The 21729-nt window shown below is 33.7% G+C and carries 22 protein-coding genes and 1 riboswitch; of the genes, 16 read left to right on the top strand and 6 right to left on the bottom strand.

The window, feature by feature from the left end; genetic code table 11:
* The first annotated feature begins 24 nt into the window (after positions 1-24).
* Genes D1606_RS07830 through msrB form a run of 3 tightly spaced genes read left to right on the top strand, consistent with a single transcriptional unit; the run spans position 25 to position 1561 of the window.
* A complete protein-coding gene (locus D1606_RS07830; protein WP_158582338.1) occupies positions 25-591 on the top strand; it encodes a YpmS family protein in 567 nt (188 codons plus the stop codon).
* Between the two features lie 11 nt (positions 592-602).
* Positions 603-1130 (top strand): peptide-methionine (S)-S-oxide reductase MsrA, encoded by a 528-nt coding sequence (gene msrA, locus D1606_RS07835; protein WP_119415453.1) that lies wholly within the window; start codon positions 603-605, stop codon positions 1128-1130.
* The gene (gene msrB / locus D1606_RS07840; protein ID WP_119415454.1) at positions 1130-1561 is read left to right on the top strand and encodes a peptide-methionine (R)-S-oxide reductase MsrB; all 432 of its coding nucleotides are present in this window, start codon (positions 1130-1132) and stop codon (positions 1559-1561) included. Before msrA ends, msrB begins: the two co-directional genes overlap by 1 nt.
* 82 nt (positions 1562-1643) lie before the next feature.
* Here the strand turns inward: msrB and metC are convergent, their stop codons facing one another.
* The 3 genes from metC to D1606_RS07855 all read right to left on the bottom strand — a co-directional run bounded on the left by metC (position 1644) and on the right by D1606_RS07855 (position 5042).
* On the bottom strand, positions 1644-2831 hold the full coding sequence (gene metC / locus D1606_RS07845) for a cystathionine beta-lyase (RefSeq protein WP_119415455.1): 1188 nt from the start codon (positions 2829-2831) through the stop codon (positions 1644-1646).
* Entirely contained in the window at positions 2815-3948 is a 1134-nt protein-coding gene (locus D1606_RS07850; protein ID WP_119415456.1) for a methionine biosynthesis PLP-dependent protein, read from the bottom strand. The genes metC and D1606_RS07850 overlap by 17 nt, the downstream gene beginning before the upstream one ends.
* Positions 3949-4018: 70 nt before the next feature.
* Positions 4019-4119: riboswitch (SAM riboswitch) on the bottom strand.
* Positions 4120-4244: 125 nt separating this feature from the next.
* The gene (locus D1606_RS07855) at positions 4245-5042 is read right to left on the bottom strand and encodes an SH3 domain-containing protein (protein ID WP_158582339.1); all 798 of its coding nucleotides are present in this window, start codon (positions 5040-5042) and stop codon (positions 4245-4247) included.
* A gap of 256 nt (positions 5043-5298) precedes the next feature.
* Here D1606_RS07855 and D1606_RS07860 point away from each other — a divergent pair, with 256 nt between their 5' ends.
* Together D1606_RS07860 and deoD are read left to right on the top strand one after the other, a co-directional pair.
* Positions 5299-5517 carry a YozE family protein gene (locus tag D1606_RS07860; RefSeq protein ID WP_119415458.1) on the top strand — a complete coding sequence of 73 codons (219 nt, stop codon included), beginning with the start codon at positions 5299-5301 and terminating at the stop codon, positions 5515-5517.
* An 81-nt stretch (positions 5518-5598) separates the two neighbouring features.
* On the top strand, positions 5599-6303 hold the full coding sequence (deoD, locus tag D1606_RS07865; protein WP_119415459.1) for a purine-nucleoside phosphorylase: 705 nt from the start codon (positions 5599-5601) through the stop codon (positions 6301-6303).
* Positions 6304-6565: 262 nt separating this feature from the next.
* Here deoD and D1606_RS18955 read toward each other — a convergent pair whose 3' ends face one another.
* A complete protein-coding gene (locus D1606_RS18955) occupies positions 6566-6733 on the bottom strand; it encodes a hypothetical protein (RefSeq protein WP_164489650.1) in 168 nt (55 codons plus the stop codon).
* Between the two features lie 233 nt (positions 6734-6966).
* Here D1606_RS18955 and D1606_RS07870 point away from each other — a divergent pair, with 233 nt between their 5' ends.
* From D1606_RS07870 to D1606_RS07900, 7 genes are all read left to right on the top strand, one after another.
* Positions 6967-7176, top strand: a complete 210-nt coding sequence (locus D1606_RS07870; RefSeq protein ID WP_199670691.1) for a DUF3797 domain-containing protein — start codon at positions 6967-6969, stop codon at positions 7174-7176.
* Positions 7177-7426: 250 nt separating this feature from the next.
* On the top strand, positions 7427-8938 hold the full coding sequence (locus tag D1606_RS07875; RefSeq protein WP_119415460.1) for a lmo1851 family serine protease: 1512 nt from the start codon (positions 7427-7429) through the stop codon (positions 8936-8938).
* Positions 8939-9009: 71 nt separating this feature from the next.
* Complete coding sequence (locus D1606_RS07880) at positions 9010-9912, top strand: CobW family GTP-binding protein (protein ID WP_119415461.1); 903 nt, start codon at positions 9010-9012, stop codon at positions 9910-9912.
* A 187-nt stretch (positions 9913-10099) separates the two neighbouring features.
* Positions 10100-11044: a CAP domain-containing protein gene (locus tag D1606_RS07885; RefSeq protein WP_233548049.1), complete on the top strand. Its 945-nt coding sequence runs from the start codon at positions 10100-10102 to the stop codon at positions 11042-11044.
* Between the two features lie 107 nt (positions 11045-11151).
* Complete coding sequence (locus tag D1606_RS07890) at positions 11152-12570, top strand: spore germination protein (protein WP_199670692.1); 1419 nt, start codon at positions 11152-11154, stop codon at positions 12568-12570.
* A complete protein-coding gene (locus D1606_RS07895; protein ID WP_119415462.1) occupies positions 12567-13604 on the top strand; it encodes a GerAB/ArcD/ProY family transporter in 1038 nt (345 codons plus the stop codon). Before D1606_RS07890 ends, D1606_RS07895 begins: the two co-directional genes overlap by 4 nt.
* Positions 13586-14674 (top strand): Ger(x)C family spore germination protein, encoded by a 1089-nt coding sequence (locus D1606_RS07900; RefSeq protein ID WP_119415463.1) that lies wholly within the window; start codon positions 13586-13588, stop codon positions 14672-14674. The genes D1606_RS07895 and D1606_RS07900 overlap by 19 nt, the downstream gene beginning before the upstream one ends.
* 42 nt (positions 14675-14716) lie before the next feature.
* Here the strand turns inward: D1606_RS07900 and D1606_RS07905 are convergent, their stop codons facing one another.
* On the bottom strand, positions 14717-16081 hold the full coding sequence (locus D1606_RS07905; protein WP_119415464.1) for an MATE family efflux transporter: 1365 nt from the start codon (positions 16079-16081) through the stop codon (positions 14717-14719).
* Between the two features lie 258 nt (positions 16082-16339).
* Here D1606_RS07905 and D1606_RS07910 point away from each other — a divergent pair, with 258 nt between their 5' ends.
* On the top strand, positions 16340-17422 hold the full coding sequence (locus D1606_RS07910) for an undecaprenyldiphospho-muramoylpentapeptide beta-N-acetylglucosaminyltransferase (RefSeq protein WP_119415465.1): 1083 nt from the start codon (positions 16340-16342) through the stop codon (positions 17420-17422).
* Between the two features lie 128 nt (positions 17423-17550).
* Here the strand turns inward: D1606_RS07910 and D1606_RS07915 are convergent, their stop codons facing one another.
* Complete coding sequence (locus D1606_RS07915) at positions 17551-18099, bottom strand: GNAT family N-acetyltransferase (protein WP_119415466.1); 549 nt, start codon at positions 18097-18099, stop codon at positions 17551-17553.
* 605 nt (positions 18100-18704) lie between these two features.
* Here D1606_RS07915 and dapF point away from each other — a divergent pair.
* The 3 genes from dapF to D1606_RS07930 are packed head-to-tail and all read left to right on the top strand — an operon-like array spanning position 18705 to position 21715.
* Entirely contained in the window at positions 18705-19673 is a 969-nt protein-coding gene (gene dapF / locus D1606_RS07920) for a diaminopimelate epimerase (protein WP_119415467.1), read from the top strand.
* A gap of 17 nt (positions 19674-19690) precedes the next feature.
* Positions 19691-20710 (top strand): PAS domain-containing protein, encoded by a 1020-nt coding sequence (locus tag D1606_RS07925; protein WP_119415468.1) that lies wholly within the window; start codon positions 19691-19693, stop codon positions 20708-20710.
* Positions 20711-20749: 39 nt separating this feature from the next.
* Positions 20750-21715 carry a sensor domain-containing diguanylate cyclase gene (locus tag D1606_RS07930; protein WP_119415469.1) on the top strand — a complete coding sequence of 322 codons (966 nt, stop codon included), beginning with the start codon at positions 20750-20752 and terminating at the stop codon, positions 21713-21715.
* The last annotated feature ends 14 nt before the right edge of the window (positions 21716-21729 follow it).

Genomic DNA, 21729 nt, shown 5'->3' on the forward strand with positions numbered 1-21729 from the left:
AGTCTTTAGATGAATAAATGGAAAATGGCATTTATACTCCTCTTTTCAGTAGTTATTCTAACAATAGCTGCCACTGTTTTTATTATTACAAGACCAATAGCTGAAACACCTACTCCAGCAACAAGTGAACTACCTGAAGGAAGTCACCTACAAGTAAATACAACTGCTGATGACTTTGAAAATTTGGCTAATCAGCTCATATCTAATTCGATGAAAGGCTCTAAAATTCCTGTCAAAATGTATGTTGATGAACAAGTAACACTGAGCGGAACGTTACCAGTTTTTGATATGGATTTACCAATTGTTATGACATTTGAGCCAACTATTGTTAATGGAAATCTATTACTGAAGCAAAAAACAATAGAAGTAGGGATGCTCGATATTCCACCAGCGACGGCCTTAAAATTATTAAAGGATTCGGTTGAATTACCAAATTGGATGGTTATTCAACCGAAAGAAGAGCAAATCTATATAAACTTAACAGAAATGAAAATTCCTTTGGGCGATAATTTAGAAGGAAGAGTACAAGCAAAAGAATTCAATTTAAAGGAAAATCGCATTATACTAGACGTAGTAATTCCTAAAAAATAGGGGGTTTTTGTATGGCGCTAGAAAAAGCGACTTTTGCTGGAGGGTGTTTCTGGTGTATGGTCAAACCATTTGATGAGCAGCCAGGTATTGAGTCGGTTATTTCGGGATATACAGGTGGATATGTAGAAAATCCAAGTTATCAACAAGTATGCTCTGATTTAACAGGTCATTATGAAGCAGTACAAATCACATATGACCCTCTAATCTTTCCTTATGAAAAACTAGTGGAGATATTTTGGACACTAATTGATCCAACTGATGCTGGTGGACAATTTCATGACCGTGGTAGATCCTATATGACAGCAATCTTTTATCATAATGAAGAACAAAAAAAGATAGCGGAAGCATCAAGAAAAGCATTAGAAGAATCACAAAAGTTCAATCTTCCAATTGCAACAAAGATTTTAGAAGCAAAGCCATTTTATCCTGCTGAAGAGTACCACCAATACTATTATAAGAAGAATCCTACTCACTACGAACTTTATTCAATAGGTTCAGGTCGTGCAGCATTTCAAAAAGAAAATTGGGGGTCACATTAATGGATAAAGAAAAACGTTTAAGAGAATTAACTCCGATGCAATATCATGTAACACAAGAAAAAGGTACAGAACCTCCATTTCGCAACGAATATGACAATCACTTTGAAGAGGGGCTATATGTAGATATTGTTTCCGGTGAACCATTATTTTCTTCAAAGGATAAATTTCAATCAGGTTGTGGTTGGCCTGCATTTACTAAACCTGTAGAAAATGCAGGGATTACTGCACATACAGATTCAAGTTTTGGTATGTTAAGAACAGAAGTAAGAAGTAAAGAAGCTGACTCTCATCTGGGGCATGTTTTTCCAGATGGACCAATTGAAGCGGGTGGCCTGCGCTATTGTATCAATTCTGCAGCATTGCGATTTATTCCAAAAAGTCAGTTAGCACAAGCTGGCTATGGAGAATTCGTAAAATTATTTGAAGATTAATTTGAGAAAAAGAAGAAAGCTGATGTACAAATTAAATTAGTTTGTACATCAGCTTTTTTATGACTAATTTCACTATTTCACTTTATTTTTGAACTGAAACTATCTCTTTTGCAGCTTGAAAAGCTTGTTCAAAATCAGCGATTAAATCATCCACATTTTCAAGTCCGACTGAGAACCTTAAAAGTCCTTCTGTAATGCCACGTTTATCGCGCTCTTCTTTAGGAATAGCAGCATGACTCATTGTCACTGGGTATGAAAGAATAGATTCAACTCCTCCAAGACTTACTGCAAAAATTGGAATTTGAACATGTTCAACAAAAGCCTTTGTCAGCTCACGATTTGGTAATGTGAATGATAATACGGCACCAGCATTTGATGCTTGGCTCGCATGGATTTCATATCCTGGATGACTCGGTAATCCAGGGTAGTGAACTTCTTCCACCAATTCATGCTGGTTGAGGTAAGTAGCAATCTTCATTGCTGATTGTGATGATTGTGTTAAACGAGCATTTAATGTTTTAATCCCTTGTATCAAAGAAAATGAATCTTGTGCTCCTAAAATAGCGCCCATTGAATTTTGCATAAAATAAATTTGTTTTCCAAGTTCTTCGTCTTTTGTGACAGCAAGACCAGCAATAATATCACTATGACCACCCAAAAATTTCGTAGCACTATGTAAAACTACATCAACGCCAAGGTCAAGAGGACGTTGGTAAAGTGGTGTCATAAATGTATTGTCGACAAAAGTTAACAAATCATGTTTTTTAGCAATAGACACAATCCCACGAATATCCGTAATACCTAAAAGTGGATTTGCAGGAGTTTCAGCATATAATATTTTGGTATTTGGTTGAATGGCAGCTTCTACTTCATGTAGGTTCGTAAAATCCGCAAAAGAATGTGTAATGCCGTATTTTGTTAAAACCTGTGTGACGAAACGATAAGTCCCACCATAAACTTCGCTTGTAATGACAATATGGTCACCTGTATTTAAAGTGAGTAGGGCAGAAGCAATGGCTGCTATGCCTGAAGAAAAGGCAAATCCTCTTGTACCCCCTTCAAGCTCAGCGATTGTTTTTTCTAATGCATCACGAGTGGGGTTTCCAGAACGGCTATAATCATAAGGACCGAAAGAATCAAAATGTTCTTGGTCAAAAGTAGAGGAAAGATAGATTGGTACATTCACAGCACCTGTCTTTTGTTCATAATCGCCTCTAGTAGAAGCAGTTATTAGACTAGTTTCGATAGATTGTTTATTTTGTTGACTCATGGAAAGACACCTCTTTATTGATAGTAGTAAAAACTTGTTGGAGATCTTCTATTAAATCTTCGGCTTCTTCAATTCCTACTGAAAAACGTAACAATGAGTTGTCAACGCCACGAGCAATTCGTTCTTCTTCAGGGATATCTGCATGTGTTTGAGTAGCCGGGTAGGTGATAAAACTTTCAACGCCTCCTAAACTTTCAGCAAATGCGATTAGTTTTAAATTTTGAAGAAATGCTGGAACCAATTCAGAATGATGTAATCGGAAAGAAATCATGCCACCTAATCCAGTGTACAGAACATCTTTTACGGATGGTTCCTGTTCTAAATAGTCAACAATTTTTCGTGCATTTTCTGTATGTTGTTTCATGCGAACATGTAAAGTTTTTAGACCGCGGAGTAAAAGCCAACTGTCAATCGGGGCTAATGTTGCACCTGAAGCATTATGGTTATGAAGAAGTTTTTCACACAAGTCTTCTCCTTTTGCCACGACCAGACCTGCAAGAACATCATTATGTCCTCCAATATACTTAGTAGCACTATGAATAACAATATCTGCGCCAAGTTCAATTGGACGTTGATAATACGGAGTCAAAAAAGTATTATCAACAATCAGTAAAAGTTGATTTTTTTTCGCTAACTTTGCAAATAGTTCAATATTGATTTCTTGCATTAATGGATTTGTTGGTGATTCTATAAAAAGTGCTTTTGTATGTTCATTTATAATTGCTTCGACTTCTGCGATAGATTGGAAAGGTGTGAAATGAGCGTGAATACCATATTGGTTTTCGTATTGACGAGCAAGTCGATATGTACCTCCGTAAATGTCATCTGAATAGATTATTTCGTCTCCTGATTTGAAAAGGGATAAAACTAATTGGATTGCAGCCATCCCGCTACTACAGGCAAAACCTGCATCTCCACTTTCTAAAGCGGCAATTCCTTCCTCTAAAACAGCCCGAGTTGGATTTTTTGTACGCGTATAATCATAGCCTGTCGATTGGCCGAGTCCTGCATGTCGATATGCGGTAGAAAGATAAATAGGTGTATTAATCGCACCAGTCCGAGGATCTGTTTCTGTTCCGATTTGCGCTAAACGAGTCGAAATATGTTTTTTTGTCATGTTCATCATCCTTTTCTAAAAAAATAAAAGGCCCTCAGAAGAAGAGGACCTTGTACTTAAAAAGTCAATCTTCTTATCTGCTAGAAATACATCTACTGGAATTAGCACCTTACCAAATTGGTGGTTGCTGAGATTTCACAGGGCCAGTCCCTCCATCTCTCTCGATAAGAAATTTACATTAAATTGTTAGAAAAATTTTAATTAATGAAATAGTAACACTTTATGAAATACTATGCAATAGCATAATGAAAGAAAAAGCCCCCTAAATTATTTCAGGGAGCTCTTTAATCGTTCAATTATTTTGTTTCAATTTTTGTGATTTCAAAAGTGACTTTTTTGTTTTTCACAGTTTTAATTGCGCCAGCATTTGGGGCGTAATATGTGATTGAACCGTCTGCAGCTTTAATACCGACAACTGATTTAAATGTACCTGCTTTTACTTTAAAAGTGTTTGAAATAGATACGATTTTGTAATTTTTTTTGTTTGCTTTAAATACTTGTCCCTTTGTAAAAGGGTAAACGATTTGACGAATAGTACCTGTTTTAAATTTGTAATCTAAACCTTTAGAAGATTCTTTTACTAAAAATGATTGTTTATTGTTACCTGTTTTTTTGTACCAGTAAGTCCAACCTGTTGAATTGCGTTTGCCAGTTGAATATAGTTTTCCGTCTTTGCCATTTTCAACATAGTAGTAAGTATTTGTTACTACGGGGCGATAAGTTGTTTTTTTACTATTTGAAGTACTCGTACTTTTTTTAGTTGTAGTTTTTTTAGTAGTTGTAGTTTTTGTAGCTGTTGTTTTCTTGCTTGTATTTTTGCTAAATGATAAGTAAGAAGCATATACATAAGCTGTTTTTTTGTTGAATTTAATTTTTGCCCAGCCTGTTTTTGATTTACTATATACGACTACTTTAGTACCTTTCCAAAGTGTTCCAACTTTTTTGGCATTAGCTGAAGGTTCAGCGTGAACGTATACGCTATTTGCTACTTTTGCGTTCATTGTTTTTGGTGTTGCTGCGTCACTGTTTGCTGTAAAAGTAAATAAAGTCCCAAACATGACTATGAAAGATAGTAAGCTTTTTACTATTTTCATTTGAATCATCTCCTCATATATACCAATAATCTAGGTAGAGATGCGGTACCTTTATTGATAATATTTTCGCATCCGAGTTATAGAACGAAGATGAAATGGGAAGGTTGCCATTATCATGAAAAAAGTAAGAAAATGTTTTCCAGGTAGAGAAGAAATTAGATAAGTTACAATTAGAGTTTTAATATAGTTTCCAAAGATAAGTAATTTTCGTGTAAAATGAATGTAAGTTATAATGAAATAAAGGCAGGAAGTCCAAATGAAACCATCATTTTATCATTTCGTATTATCTTTTAGAGGAGCAAAAGATGCAAAAGGGGATTTTGCAGAAGCTGCTTTTCATGACCATAGTTTTCCTAAACAGGAAGAAGATTTTCAAAACATCTCAAGATATATAGAAGAAAAAGCAGATCATGCGTTAAGTGCAGTTGTATTTGATGAACTTTGGCAACAATATGATGAAAAATATGAAGAATAATTTTTGATTGTCAGAGGTCGGACTTTACTGTTACAATGAGTCAGGCATATTGAAAATTTTAAATTGAAAAGGAGAATAATTATGAGTATCCATATTAATGCTAAACAAGGCGAAATCGCTGAAATCGTACTTTTACCAGGAGATCCTTTACGTGCAAAATATATCGCAGAAACATTCTTAGAAGATGTTACTCAATATAACGAAGTACGTAATATGTTTGGTTACACAGGTACATACAAAGGAAAACGTATCTCTGTACAAGGTACAGGTATGGGTGTACCATCTATTGCTATTTACACAACTGAACTTATGCAAGAATACGGATGTCAAAAACTAATCCGTGTTGGTACTTGTGGTGCACTAAAACGTGATGTTAAAGTTCGTGATGTCATCCTTGCTCAATCAGCAACAACTGATTCTAAGATGAATGAAATTATCTTCAAAGGAATCGATTTCGCACCAACCGCTGACTTCGATCTATTATTAAAAGCATATAAAGCAGGGGAAGAAGCTGGACTAAACTTACGTGCTGGTAATGTTTACACAGCTGACTTATTCTATGGTGAAGATAACCAAAACGAAAAATTAGCAGATTACGGTGTATTAGCAGTTGAAATGGAAACTGCAGCACTATATACACTAGCAGCAAAATTCAATCGTCAAGCCCTATCTGTACTAACAGTATCTGACCACCTACTAACTGGCGAAGCAACAACTTCAGAAGAACGCCAAACTACATTCAATGACATGATTGTTGTGGCACTTGAAGCGGCTATTCAAGAGTAGTTTATATAACAAATTTTAAAGACATAAGCAAAAGCAGAAAATAAGGCAAGCGACCAAAAAAACGACGATTTATAAAATGTCGTTTAATAAGTCACTTGCCTTTGCTTTGTCTTTTTTCAACGTTTATCCATCAAAATGATTAAAATTCAAGAACTCTAGCTTCATTTGCTGCAGTAGTTTATGCAATTGCTGAACGGTTGCAAGAGGAATGGAATAAAGTTGGTGAAGAATATTGTGACACAAAAAAGAAGGGTTTCCCCTTCTAACCATTTTGATCTAGCTTGTCAGAAATATCTTTTAGAAAGCTCTTTATTTCCTTCTGATTCAAAAGGACTTTCACCATGAAATAAAAGACAAATATAATTGCGGCAAAATATAATAAGACAAATAAAATTGGTATAAAGGCGAATGTAGTAAGAAAATCGTCCAATTATTACACCTCCTTTCATTTGTATAATTATACCATATAATATAGTATTTATAAATAAATATAGAAAAATATACAATTTATATTTATGTCTATAAATAGAGGTATAGAATATGTAACGTATTTCCTAGCACTTTATTTTCCATCTTAATCACAATGTACATGCACAGTCCCCAAATATTTGAATATCCTAAAAAGGTGAGTGAACAAAAATACAAATACAAGGGAGAGGGATTTTGAGTTACAAATATAAGGATGAAATATACAACAGCCTGAATCTTGTAAGTAAACTGATTGATGATTATGGTACTTGTCCAGGATGTGGGAGTGAACGTATTGGAAGTAGTAAAAATATTGGATCAATGGATTACAACGGTAAATTAGGTACGTTTGAACGTATATGCAAATGTGGGTGGTCTGTCAAATTAAAAGTTGAAAAAATCTAATTGAACAATCTAATTCAATTGATGGATATCTCCTATAAAGCACAAATATTAGAGTAATTCATTGTAATTAAATTACATACATTTAAGCTAGCTTAAAGTAGCGCTATAAGCAGTTATATAAAAGGAAAAAAGAAAATTTTCTAAAGGCTATCAAGGAAATTGATAGTCTTTTTCTTTTCGTAGGGCATAATTCCTGATATTATGGTATAAGTAGTGTTTAAACACTGTTAGATTGAAAGTGGTGAACAAGATGGATGATAAAACAAAAGTTGACCCAGAACAAAATGATGAATCTCAAAAAACGCAACAGGTTGACCCAGTTCCAGAAGTAAAACCTGCAGGTAGATACATACGTATGAAACCATTTGCTTTTATCATGATGATTATGGTTTTGATTCTTGCAACTTCAGGTATCACAATCTTTGCTTTAACTTTTGGAGAAGAAAAGGTAGTAGAAGTTCGTACACCTGCTCATACTGAATTCCAAAAATTATTTAATGCTTATGATGAACTATCAAAAAGCTATTACAAAGACATTGATACAGATGCATTAGTAAACGGTGCAGTAGACGGGATGATTAGTGCACTGGGAGATCCTTATTCAGATTATATGAATAAAAAGGAAGCAACTCAATTTAATGAAAGTATCTCTTCTAGTTTCCAAGGAATAGGTGCAGAAATCCAGGAAAAAGATGGACATATTGTAGTTGTGTCGCCTATTAAAAATTCTCCTGCAGAAAAAGCAGGGATTAAAACAAACGACATTATTAAAAAGGTTAACGGCAAAAGTATCGACGGTATGACAGCTTCTGAAGCTGTATTATTAATCCGAGGTAAAAAAGGAACAGATGTTACTTTACAAATTCAACGTGGTGGAGCTAGCAAACTTATTACGATGAAAATAACTCGTGATGATATTCCAGTTGAAACAGTTTATGCAGAAATGAAAAACGACAAAATTGCTCATATCCAAATCACTAGCTTTTCAGATAATACGTATAAAGAATTATTAAGCGCATTAGACAAAATGGAAGCTAAAGGTATGAAAGGTCTAGTTATTGATGTTCGTCAAAATCCAGGTGGATTAGTCGATGTAGTAGAAGACATTGCAAGCCTATTTGTGAAAACTGGAGAACCGATTGTACAATTTGAAGATCGTAACGGTAAAAAACAAGTAGTTCCGGCAAAAGACGGAAGAAAAGTGAAAGTACCTGTTACTGTTTTAATCGATGGTGGTAGTGCTTCAGCTTCTGAAATTTTAGCAGGTGCCTTAAGCGAATCTTCTAATGTCAAATTAGTAGGTGAGAAATCATTTGGTAAAGGGACTATGCAAACAGCTGAAAATCTTTCAGATGGTTCTAATCTAAAATATACAATCGCTAAATGGTTAACACCAAAGGGTAATTGGATTCACGAAAAAGGAATTCAACCAAATTACAAAGTAAATTATCCAAGCTATGCTTCATTGCCATACATTAGTACAGATAAAACGTATAAAGAAGGATCTCTATCTGATCAAGTCAAAGCAGCTGAAAAAATGTTAAAAGCAGTAGGGTATGAACCAGGTAAACTCGATGGTTTATATGATGCTTCAACAACATTAGCTGTTCAAAGATTCCAACAAGACCATAAGTTAAAAGTAACTGGCGTACTAAAAGGTGAGACAACTTATGCTTTAATGGAAGAACTTCGATTGAAGATTAAAAACGAAGATCCACAATTGAAAAAAGCAATGGCAATCGTAAAAGCAGAAATGAAATAGGCTAGAATAAGACAGAGGGAGCTGGCAAATTGTCAGCTCTTTCTTGTTACAGAAATAGGAGTTGAAATTATATGAAAGATGTATATTTATTTAGTGGTTTTTTAGGTAGTGGTAAAACAACAATGTTGGTAGATATTATCCGACAATTAAAAGAACAACGTCTAAAACCAGCAGTGATTATGAATGAACTAGGAAAGCTCAATTTTGACTCGCAAGCTGTTGAAGAAGGAATTCCTTTAAAAGAAATGTTGAATGGATGTATTTGTTGCTCTGGCGCTGAAAAAACAGAGGCGCAAATCCAATCACTTTTAGTAGAATCTGATTTTGATGTACTTATAATAGAAACAACTGGTGCAGCACATCCTGTAGAAGCGATGGATGCAGTCTATTCGCCACTATTTGCAGATCAGCTAAATATTAAAGGTATCATTACTGTAGCTGATAGTAAACGATGGTTAGAACGAGAAAAAATGTCTCCACAAACTCGTTCTCTATTTTTAGAACAAATTCGTCATGCACATTTAATCTTGGCAAATAAAATAGATTTACTAACAGAAGCAGAACGTGCAAAAGTGACATTTGAATTACAAAGTTTAAATCCACATGCTCAAATTATTCAAACCGTAAATGCAAAAGTACCTTTAAAGTTCTTAAATAACCTACATGCAACATCTAGACCAACAGATATCCATAAAGCGGATTTAGGCCATCACCTTCATTTAAGTTCAAGACTAGTTACTTTCCCGGAAACTTCCGATTTTACACAAGAAGAATTTGAAGACTGGGTGCGTTCAATTCCAGAAACAATTTATCGTATGAAGGGTTATGTACCCGTAAAGGGGATTAAAAACCCTATGTTATTCCAATATGCATACGGATTAACACAATGGTTACCTGAGTACATCCGAATGGAACCTAATTTAGTTATTATTGGTGAAGATGTGGATGAATTGAAAGTACCAGGGTTGCAATAATAATCTACGAAATTATGAATATGTCAACCCTTTAAACTTAGCAATAAGCAGATAGACTTCAAGTAAATCCCAAACAAAATCCTTTAATATTGCCCAATGAGAACCCCTTTGGAGAAAGTGGTAATCGTTGGGCAATTTTTTGTCTGATATTTACGATAAGCTTGATACAGACAAGGAGGAATGCAAGATGAAAAAAATGACAAAATGGGCATTACCATTAAGCCTACTAATGATGGTGGGAGTTTCAAGTGGAGCAATCGATGCTTCGGCTAAAACAGTCAATAATGATGCAACGAAGCAAACTTCAGTGTCAAATAATAATTGGCAATATAACAAAGCGTATAATTGGGTGAAAGTTAACAATAACACTAAAAGCCCATTCCAAGTAAAGAAAATGACGAAAGCTGAACTTGATCAATATCTAGCTTCACTTAAAGGATCAAACAAAGGAACTGCCACAAATAAGGATTCTAATAAAGGAACAACAACAAACGCAGATTCTAATAAAGGAACAACAACAAACGACGCAGATTCTAACAAAGGAACAACGCAAAACACTGCATCAGATAAAGGAACAACAACAAACGACGCAGATTCTAACAAAGGAACAACACAAAACACTGCATCAGATAAAGGAACAACAACAAACACAGATTCTAACAAAGGAACAACACAAAACACAACTTCAGATAAAGGAACTTCCACAAACACTGGTTCAAATACTTCAACAACAACAAACTCAAACAGCTCATCTGTATCACAATTTGAACAACAAGTGATTACTTTAACAAATGCTGAACGTGCTAAAGAAGGACTTCCGGCTTTACAAGCTGATACAACATTAATGAAATCTGCTAGAGCAAAATCAGATGATATGGCTAAAAATAATTACTTCTCTCATACGAGCCCAACTTATGGATCACCATTTGACCAAATGAAATCTTTTGGAATCTCATATAAAGCAGCAGCTGAAAATATTGCTCAAGGCCAAAAAACACCACAAGAAGTTGTACAAGCATGGATGAATTCATCAGGACACCGTGCTAATATCATGAATGGTTCATACACTCATATTGGTGTAGGCTATTCAGCAAACGGAAACTATTGGACACAACAATTTATCCAAAAATAATAGTATAATACTAGTTTAATAATTTTTAAAACCAGCCATCATGATGGCTGGTTTTTTGTTTGAAATAATTATTTTATTTCCATACTGGAGGAAAAGGAGGACAGATTTTGTTACTACTTGAATCCATGATTGATAAATTAAAATCTACCTTTTACAATTCTGTCGATTTTACGGCAAAAGAAATTTCATGGCCGAACGAAGAATATGCAATTTTGTGTTATTACAGTTCTATGGTCAATAAAAGTGATGTTCAAAACCAGATAAATGTATTAAAAGTTCAAGCGTCTGTAGATGAAGAAAAATGGACAGAAACAATGGCTGCGGTTAAGGAACCATTTCAAATGGAGAAATTTGTTGATTATATTTGTCATGGGGAAACAATTATCCTTTTATTGACAGAAAAACAAATGGTACATCTTACCTTACCTGAGATTCCACATCGTTCACCTGATGAACCTATAAACGAAAATATTCTCAGAGGATCACATGAAGGATTTGTAGAGAATGTAGATGTGAATATAGGGCTTATTAGAAAAAGAATACGCATGCCTAACTTAGTTGTAAACAAAATGGAAGTTGGTAAAGAAACAAAAACCGATGTTTATTATATGTATTTAGATAACGTAGCAAACCAACAATCTGTTTCTGAAGTAGAAAGTAAGTTAAAACTGATGCAAGAAAAAACGAAATCTTTATATACTGCAGGAGAAGTGGGGGACTATTTGGAGGAGTCGGTATATTCACCATTTCCTCAAATGTTAAATACGGAAAGACCTGACCGAGTATTTGCAAATCTTGTGGAAGGGAAGATTGCAGTTTTTACAAATATCTCTCCAACAGTATTACTAGGGCCAGTTACCTTTTTTTCCTTTTATCAATCACCGGATGATTATAATGGACGAGTATTGGTAGGATCATTTTACAGAATGGTTAGGGTATTCAGTTTTTTAACTGCGGTATTTTTGCCAGCATTTTATATAGCGATTGTTAGCTTTCATTTTGAGATTTTACCAATAGAACTAAGTAAAAAACTTAGACTAGATATAAGTGAAATACCTTACCGTCCAATTATAGAAGCGATGATACTGGAAATTATTATAGAACTTATTCGAGAAGCTAGTGTACGACTGCCTCAAGCGATTGTCCAAACAATCGGTATCGTCGGTGGTTTAGTAATTGGAAATGTAATTGTAACTGCAGGTCTTGTTTCTAATATGATGGTAATCATAGTAGCGTTAACAGCTATTTCAAGTTATGTTGTTCCATCCGTTGAAATGAATATGTCAATTCGAATTTTACGCTTTCCTTTTATGTTAGCGGCAGCTTTAGCTGGCTTTTTTGGTATTGTAATTGGAGGCTTTGTACTATTTATACATTTACTCAATTTACATTCTTTAAAGTCACCTTACTTTTCACCAATCGTCCCATTTGAACCCAAAAAGATCAAACAGATTTTTGTCAGAGGTCCATTTGTTAAGCCTTCACCACAAACAAGTTCGTTTGATCCGGAAGGAAGAAAGAAATGAATTTTAAATTAACAAAAATTCAATTTTTTTTAATGCTATTTTTTATTGAAACAGGAGTTATATACATTTCATTTCAACAAGGTGTAATTGATTATGGTGGAAGAGATGCATGGATCATGTTCGGAGTTGCATCTATCTTTATGTATTTGCTCCTTTTCTTTTACGAAAAAAATTATAAATTTTTCCGATTGGGCAAAATTACAAAATGGATTTATATTTTGTATTGGCTAGTCGTAATTATTAGTTTTTTAAGCTATATGCAATATACATTAAACGTGTGGATCATTCAAAATATGCCACCATTCTACTCATTATTGGCTATTGTTCTCGTTACTCTATATATCAGTTTAAGTAGACCTTCTACGACAGTAAACTTAGGGGTATTGATTATACCATTAGTATTTATATTTATTGTTTTTATATTACTTGCGACTCACGAATTGAAATTTTCGAATATTTTACCGATTGGGACAAGTACAGTTCCTCAATGGCTAAAAGGCATGCATTATAGTTTAACAGCTTTTATAGGTATTGAAAGCTATCTAATGTTGAGAAAAAATGTCTTAAAAGATGAAGAGATTAAAGGAAAACCCATATTAATATTCCATCTTATCGTTTCGATATTTATGGGGGCTTCGGTTATAGGGGTTGAATTTTACTTTATGTTAAAGGAAATTCGATTAATACCAGATCCCATTCTGTACATCTTAAAATCGCAAAAGGTAACGTTTGTGAAAAGACTTGATATCTTCTTTATCTATATTTGGCTTGCATGGAGTTTGCTAACCATTAATTTATTTCTCTTTAATATACGAATTGCTTTATCTACACAAGAAGGGAAAAATCCCAAACCTTTGTTATTTATCATACATGGAATTATTATGATTGCTCCTTTGTTTTTCATTGGAGTAGGACAAGTGGAATTTATTCGTAAATATCTTATTTATTTATTCTACCCATTTTCCATCATACTACCTATGATAATTATTTTATTTAATAGAAGGAGAGATTCCAAATGCGACAAGTCACAATAGTTTGCTTATGTAGTGTTTTGTTGCTCGCTGGATGTTGGGATGAACGATTATACAAAAACTTGTCAGTAATTTCTGTAGCTGGTTTTGAGGGGCATATGGGGGAATTAGTATCCTATTATGTATATCCAAATTCTGCGAGTGATCCAACTCAATTTACAGTAATTGAAACTAAAGGAGTCTCTCCAAGAGATACTCGAAACAAAGCTGATATGAAAATGGACCAGACAATTGATTTGTCTGAACTCACAGTTCTTTTAATAGCAGAAGAAACAGCACATGATGATATCTATCCATATTTAGATGTCTATTATCGTAATCCACAAAATCCGATTAATTCTAAAATTGCTATTACAAAGGGATCTCCGAAAGATTTTTTATCTATAAAAGAGCCGTTGCCTTCAGATGTTGGTGAATTTTATGAAAATTTTATAGAAAGTATGGAACGAGATACTATATTTCCAAAAGATTTAGATTTACAACAGGCAGGTTCAAGGCTTTTTGATGAAGGAATCGATTTGGCTATACCATATTTAAAAAAAGATGAGGCTCATGGAACTCCTATAGCTGCAGGACTTGCTCTGTTTAATCAACGGAAATTCACAGGAACTATATTAAATACGAAAGAATCACTATTACTGAATTTATTAGCAAAAGGAAAATCAGATACTGCTCGAATGACGTTTTTATATGAAGAGGACGATAAAAAGACACCTCTAACAATAGATATTATTCGATTAAAAAAGAAAATAAAACAACAGGGCAATTCAAAAAGAATCACTATTAACGTGAAAATAGAAGTGAATATAGATGAGTTTCCATCGGATCATTTAGGGAAAGAGAAGATAGAGTATCAATTAGAAAAATTTTTATCGAAGAAAATACAAAATAATATGAATAAAATGATTAAGAAATGTCAGGATGCATCCTCAGATCCGATTGGTATTGGAAGAAAAGTAAGGGCTAAAGGTTCAAATATATGGAAAGAAGGAAAGTGGAAAGATACTTATTCAACATTGGATATTCAAACAAATGTAGATGTGAAAATTATTCGTTCTGGAATATTAAAATAATGTGGATTGGTTTATGAAGGTGATTAAAACAAGAATCTTCCCTCAAAGAGAGGGAGATTCTATTTGTTTCATTTTTTGATGAACAAAGTGTAGTCTAACACTAAGTGTAATGGCACCTACGGCTAATCCAGAAATCAATCCAATCCAGTAGCCATATGGTCCAACATTGGTGAAATTGGCCAATGAATACCCTACTGGTAAACCAATAACCCAATAAGAAATGAGAGCCATTATAAATGTTATTTTCACATCTTTATAGCCTCTGAGAGCGCCTTGGATTGGCGCTTGAATAGCATCAGAGAGCTGAAAGAATGCTGCATATGTTAAAAAGTGTGATGCTAATGTAACAACAGTTGGATCGTTAGTATACACAGCTGCAATTTTTTCCTTAAAAGTTAATAAGACTGTTAAAGAAATTGTACAAAATGAAACAGCCGTCGCTATACAGATTAAACTATATGTTTTTGCATCTTTAAAATGCTTCCCACCAGCTTCATAAGCAATCAAAATCGTAGCTCCCATTGAAATACTTAATGGAATCATATATACCAAGCTCGCAAAATTCATCGCGATTTGGTGTGCACCAATTACCTCCGTATCATAATTACTCATCAATAAGGTAACTACTGAGAAAATACTTCCTTCAGCAAAAATAGACAAGCCAATTGGTAACCCTAATTTTGTGATTTCCATACATTTTGACCAATTTGGCTTTGGTAGGTTTGAAAATATAGCAAAATCTGAAAATGGTGTTTGTTTTTTTGTGATCCATACTGCAATCCCACATATAATCCAATAAGTAATGGCGGAAGCTACTCCTGCTCCAACACCGCCAAGCTCTGGAAAACCAAAGTTACCGAATATCAATAAATAGTTGAAAACAATATTAATAGGCGTTGCCAATAATGTAATTGTCATAGAGACCCTAGTTTGTCCTAATGCGTCTATAAAACAGCGTAGATTACTATATATAAATAGTGGGAATATCCCAAAACACATGGCTAATAGATAATGTTTAGCGACACGATAAACTTCAGGCTCTAAAGACATTTTGGAGAGGATAGGGTCAATCGCTAGTATAAACACACAAAAAATAAAGAATGCTAATACAATAGCAACATAAAAGCCTTGTTGTACACGAAATGATGCTTCTTTCACTCTTTTTGCACCAACTAATTGTGCTACAATAGGTGTGATAGAAGCCAGAATGCCTGCTAAACCAGTATAAACAGGCATCCAAATAGAAGAACCAATCGACACACCTGCTAAATCAGCAGTACTATATTTACTTGACATTAAGACATCAAAAAATGACATCAGATATAATGCTATTTGGGTGATAAGAATAGGAAATACAATTTTTAGCATAAGAATCCATTTTGCTCTTATCGTAGTTGTTTCATGCAAAGTTTACATCTCCCATATTTTTAATATGTATCTTTTATTATAGTTGTTCGTATAGTAAAATAAGTATTTGAATTTAGTTTTTAGCGACACACTCTCAAGATATTATTTTTCATGTGTTTCGCCGATTAAGTTGTCAGGCTATAGCAGGTAACTCCTCAAAAGATTGTGAAAATCGAAAAGAGTATAGACTAAAATTTCAATGATGAAAGAGTCTTATAGAGTTGCTTTAGCTTTTAAATAGAATAGGAGTATCTTATTATGACTAAACAAACTGTAATATTAACTGGTGGCGGTACAGCAGGCCACGTTTCGCTTAATCAAGCAATAATACCATCTTTTTTAGAAAAAGGCTATGATGTTCACTATATAGGTTCAAAAGAGGGAATTGAAAAAGAAATAATCAGTCAAGCTTTCCCTGATCTTCCTTATCACTCAATCTCAAGCGGTAAACTAAGACGTTATTTTTCTATGAAAAACTTTACGGATCCTTTCCGTGTTCTTGCGGGGATTTCACAAGCGTTAACGATTATGCGTCGTGTAAAACCAGTTGTTGTATTTTCAAAAGGTGGCTTTGTTTCTGTACCAGTTGTCATGGCAGCCAAACTTTCTGGCATTCCAGTTGTATCCCACGAATCTGACGTAACACCTGGTTTAGCAAACAAACTTTCTTTACCATTTGCTTCTCATATCTTCACAGTTTTTAAACAAACATTAAAGCATTTGCCAGCTGAAAAAGCAACATGTACTGGTTCTATTATTCGTCCAGCATTATTTGATGGAACAAAAGAAAAAGGACTTAATATGTGCGGCTTCCAAAACGGGAAAGAAACAATCCTTATTATGGGGGGAAGTCAAGGCTCTAAATTTATCAATGATGCTGTACGTTCCAATATGGTGGAATTATTGAAGGATCATAATATTATTCATTTATGCGGAAAAGGTCATTTAGATGAAGCACTTGTAGATATGCCAGGATATAAGCAATTTGAATACGTAACGACTGAATTGCCGGACCTATTATATGCTTCAGATTATATCGTATCTCGAGCAGGTTCCAATTCAATCTTTGAATTTTTGGCACTTAAAAAACCAATGTTGCTTATTCCATTATCTTTACAAAAATCACGTGGTGATCAAATTTTAAATGCAAAACTTTTCTTTGAGCAAGGCATTGCGGAAGTATTACAAGAAGATGAACTAAACAACGAAAGTTTTATGAATGCGATGAATACATTAAAAGATCATAAGCATTCCCTTATCAAAAATATGGGAGAAGCTGAATCGCCAAAAACACCAGATGAAATGGTAGATTTAATCCTGCAATATGCAAAACGTTTATGATTGTCTATATGTATTAATAGAAATTATGTAGAAACAAAAAGACCATTTAGGTCGCCTCTCGATAGGCAACTAAATGGTCTTTTTTATTCAATTTTGTAAGCAAATCAAAATCCCCACTTTCACCATTTTTACATTGCCTGTTCTGCTGAAGCATTCTTTTGAGTTGCCATATAGAAGTAAAATGTATCCCTTTGAATTTTTAATAATTCAAACTGTTTTTCACCTTGGTTTATTTCTTCATATAAAGATGGATGACTTTCTTTTGCATCCATAACATAACCAAGTTTTGAAGCAGCACGAAGGGATTTTGTGTTTTCTTTTCGGATTTTCAAAAAGACGCATTGAAAATCCAATTCAAAAAATAATTCTTTCAGAAATAACTCTTTTGCTTTTTGGTTGTAACCTTTTCCTTGGTAAGGAGCACCAATCCATGTGCCTAAGAATCCAGCACCATCCTGTACATCATAAAGAGTGATTGTGCCAATTGGTTGCCCCCAATCATCTGTAATTGTACGAGAAACCACCTTGCCGTTTTCTTCATCTTCCATTAACTGGCTTGTCATAAACCAAAATTCATCTGCTGTCTTTGCCTTTTGACGCACAAAAGGGAAGACAGATGGGTGACTTAACAACTCGAATAGCTCATTGCATTCGTGTAATTCACGTTGTTTAATCATACTGAACGCCTCCTTCTCTGGGGTGAACTTCTAATACAGTTCTATCCCGCTCGAAATTTTTCATTTAATGTTTCATAAAAAATTTCGGGGTGGGAATCGAACCCACTAGAACCAGTTATCACTGGTGGCGCACCATTTGCCTTCCCTATTGACTCTATAAAAAATAGGAATCACTTATGAAATTATTTTGCACTTTTACTATACTAAGATTTAAGAAAAAAGCAAAGGGAAAACAGTTATTTTCTTTAAAAAAACACAAAAAAATATATAAATTGTGAACAGCTAATGTGAACATTTTGCTTTCCGGAAAATTTTTTTTACTATTTTAATTAATAACAAAATTTTGCTAAAATGAATGTGAATTATTTTTTATTAATTATCTAAATTTACTGAAAGTATACTCATTATTTGTAAAATACTATAATATTCATGATAGTTTAAAATGAATATAGTTAAATATAATCATTTTTTAAGCCGTGAGGTAACTATTTTTACCTTATTTTTCTATAGAAATTTGTGGATATTTAACTTTGCGACGTTAACAAATCAGTTGTATGCTAATAGCAATAGAATTATGATGGAATAGAGAACGGAGGAGTTTTTTGATGGTATTAGATTTATTGAAAGTGCATGGTTCTGGAAATACATTCTATATTTATGAAACGAAAGATGAGTCATTGTATGATTGGGTATCATTGGCCAAATGGCTTTGTGAAGATACAAATCATGGTGGTGCAGATGGTTTACTTTTAGTAGCTCCTTCAAAAAAAGGTTTGGCTAAAATGCGCGTGATCAATGCAGATGGCACTGAAGCATCTATGTGTGGTAATGGCTTACGTTGTGTAGCACGGTATGTATTAGAAAAGAACGGTGTTTCAGAAGGATTAATCGAGACGATGAAAGCGACATTGCATGTTGAACAAGAAGAAACGTTATTTAATGGGGTACCTACATATGCTGTTGAAATTGCACCTGTATCGTTTGAACTTTCTTCATTGCCTATGGAAGTGGATGATAAAACCACTTTTATCAATGAAATATACGGTGAATTAGATGAACATATCGCTTTTACAGCTGTATCCGTGCCTAATCCTCACCTAATCGCTTTTGTACCAAAGGAAAAAATAGAAAATCCAACACATCAAGAACGATTAGCAACTTATTTAAACGGTGAGAATCCTATTTGTCCAGATGGGGTTAATGTTAGTTATGTATATCCAATAAGCCAAAATGAGATATATGTTAGAACATTTGAAAGAGGTGTAGGATTTACAAATGCTTGTGGCACTGCGATGACAGCTTCTGCCTTAGTATCCAAAATGCTAAAACATACGAATGATGAGAAAATCACAGTATTTAACCCCGGTGGATTCGTACAATGTTTGGTGAAAGAACAACAAGGGGAATATCATTTAAAATTAGTTGGAAATGCAACATTTGTTTCAAAATATAAATTATCAATAGAAAATCAAAATTATTCTTATATTAATATAACTGAAACTGGGGAACAAAAGGCTTATAATGCACTTATCGAATTTACAAAAGGAAAATTAGCTACAGAATTTACAGTTTGATTTTGTGAGGTGTCAATATGACAGACGTCTTTTTAACGAAGGTGCAATTTAACGCACTTTATCAAGCAAATAATAGTTTTGTTTTTTTGATGGAACAAGTAGAGAATGATTTTCAATATATTTATATTAATAAAGCTGCTGAAAATGTTTTTACTACTAATCCAGAAGGTAAATTTATGTCAGAAGTACTTATGAATACTAGACAACAAAACATCAAAGACTATTATCTGAAAGCAATTTCTACCAAACATTCAACCATATTTCGTGATTTTTATTTATTTTCTGATAATGGGTATACAAATGAAACACTTTGTACACCTATTTTTCAAGGGGAACATACATATATATTAGCAGTTACAAGAAATATATCTGAACAGAAAGAGTTAGAAGAAAAGTATTTGTTTTTACAATCATTATTTGAAGATAAGATTGATCCTACTGTCATATTACTAAGAGATCTTACTGTTTTTGATATGAATTTAGCTTGCGAAAATCTATTTAAAGACGTTTCGAAAGGAAAAGAATTTTTGAAATTAGATTTCATTAATTCTAATGATGTCAAAAAGTATATGCACCATATTGAAAATACTTTTGCTGGTCAAGGTTCTTCTTCTGTTATTTTTTCACATAAAAAGCCTTCAGGTGAAATGAGGAATTTTGTTGTTAGTTTTTCTCCTGTTTTTATGGAAAATAAAGTTGCTGCCATAAGCATTCAGTGGCAAGAACTCAATAGTAAAGTACAGTTGAAAAAGGATTTAGTCGAAACAACATTATTGTTAGATAGTTATAGAGATGCTTTGAACGTAGCAGCAAATATATGCATCACCGATAGAAATGGTGTTATAAAGTTTGTTAATACTAAATTTGAAGAACAAACACAGTATAATTCAGACGAGCTTATTGGGAAATCAAATGTGCTCCTAAATTCACGTGAACATACTAATGGATTTTACCGGAATTTATGGGATACCATTCAAAGCGGGAATATATGGCGTGGTGAAATACGCAACCGGTCAAAGTATGGAAAGTACTACTAGGTAGATACAACGATTGTACCTGTTAAAGACATCAATGGTGTGATAACAGAATTTTTAGCAATTAGTTTTGATATCTCTGATAAGAAGTCGATTATTACAAATTTACGTAATATTGAAAAATTGTTCCGACTAATCACGGAATATACAAATGACTGTATCGTTATAACAACCGAGGATGGGATCATTCAATATGTTTCTCCGATTCATGAAGCAAGACTTGGTTATGAAAAAGAAGAACTATTAGGTAAAATTTACTTTGAGTTATTGTCTAAAGAGAGCCGTGCAAGTTTAACAAATGAAATAGAATATATAAAGAAAAATGGCAATACAAAATTAGAGTTAGAGATTCTTACAAAGGAAGGCAAAAGCATTTGGTTAGAATCTCAAATTTCTGCTGTCAGTGATTTAGGAAACAGAGGAGAATATCAATTAGTATCTGTTGCTAGAGAAATTACTGAGCGTAGAGAGATGGAAGAACAGCTACGCTTTCTTGCTTATCATGATAGTTTAACAATGTTACCAAACAGAAGATATTTGTTAGAAAAGTTCGATGAATTTGCACTAGATGCATGTTCAACTGAAAATTCTATTGCTATATTATTTATCGATGGCGATAATTTTAAAAGAATTAATGATGTATATGGGCATGATATTGGTGACGAATTTATTAAACATTTTGGTAAGGCTTTATCTTCAAGTTTAAGGGATACTGATATTATCGCAAGGATAGGTGGCGATGAATTTGTTGTTCTATTAACTAAAATGTCCACTTCAGTTGATAAAAGAAATAGACAAATTGAACAAGCTATTAGAAGAATTCAAGAAGTACTTCGTAATGGATGGATTATTGATGGGAATTACTTCTCTCCAACATCATCTATTGGTATTGCCTGTTATCCAGAAGATGGGAAAGAAATTTCAACATTATTAGATAAAGCGGATACAGCATTATATTATGCTAAAAGAGTATCAGGAAAAGATTCTTATCATTATGCCGATAACTAGAAATGGTGGCGAAC

The organism is Rummeliibacillus sp. POC4, from assembly GCF_003576525.1.
GTDB lineage: Bacteria > Bacillota > Bacilli > Bacillales_A > Planococcaceae > Rummeliibacillus.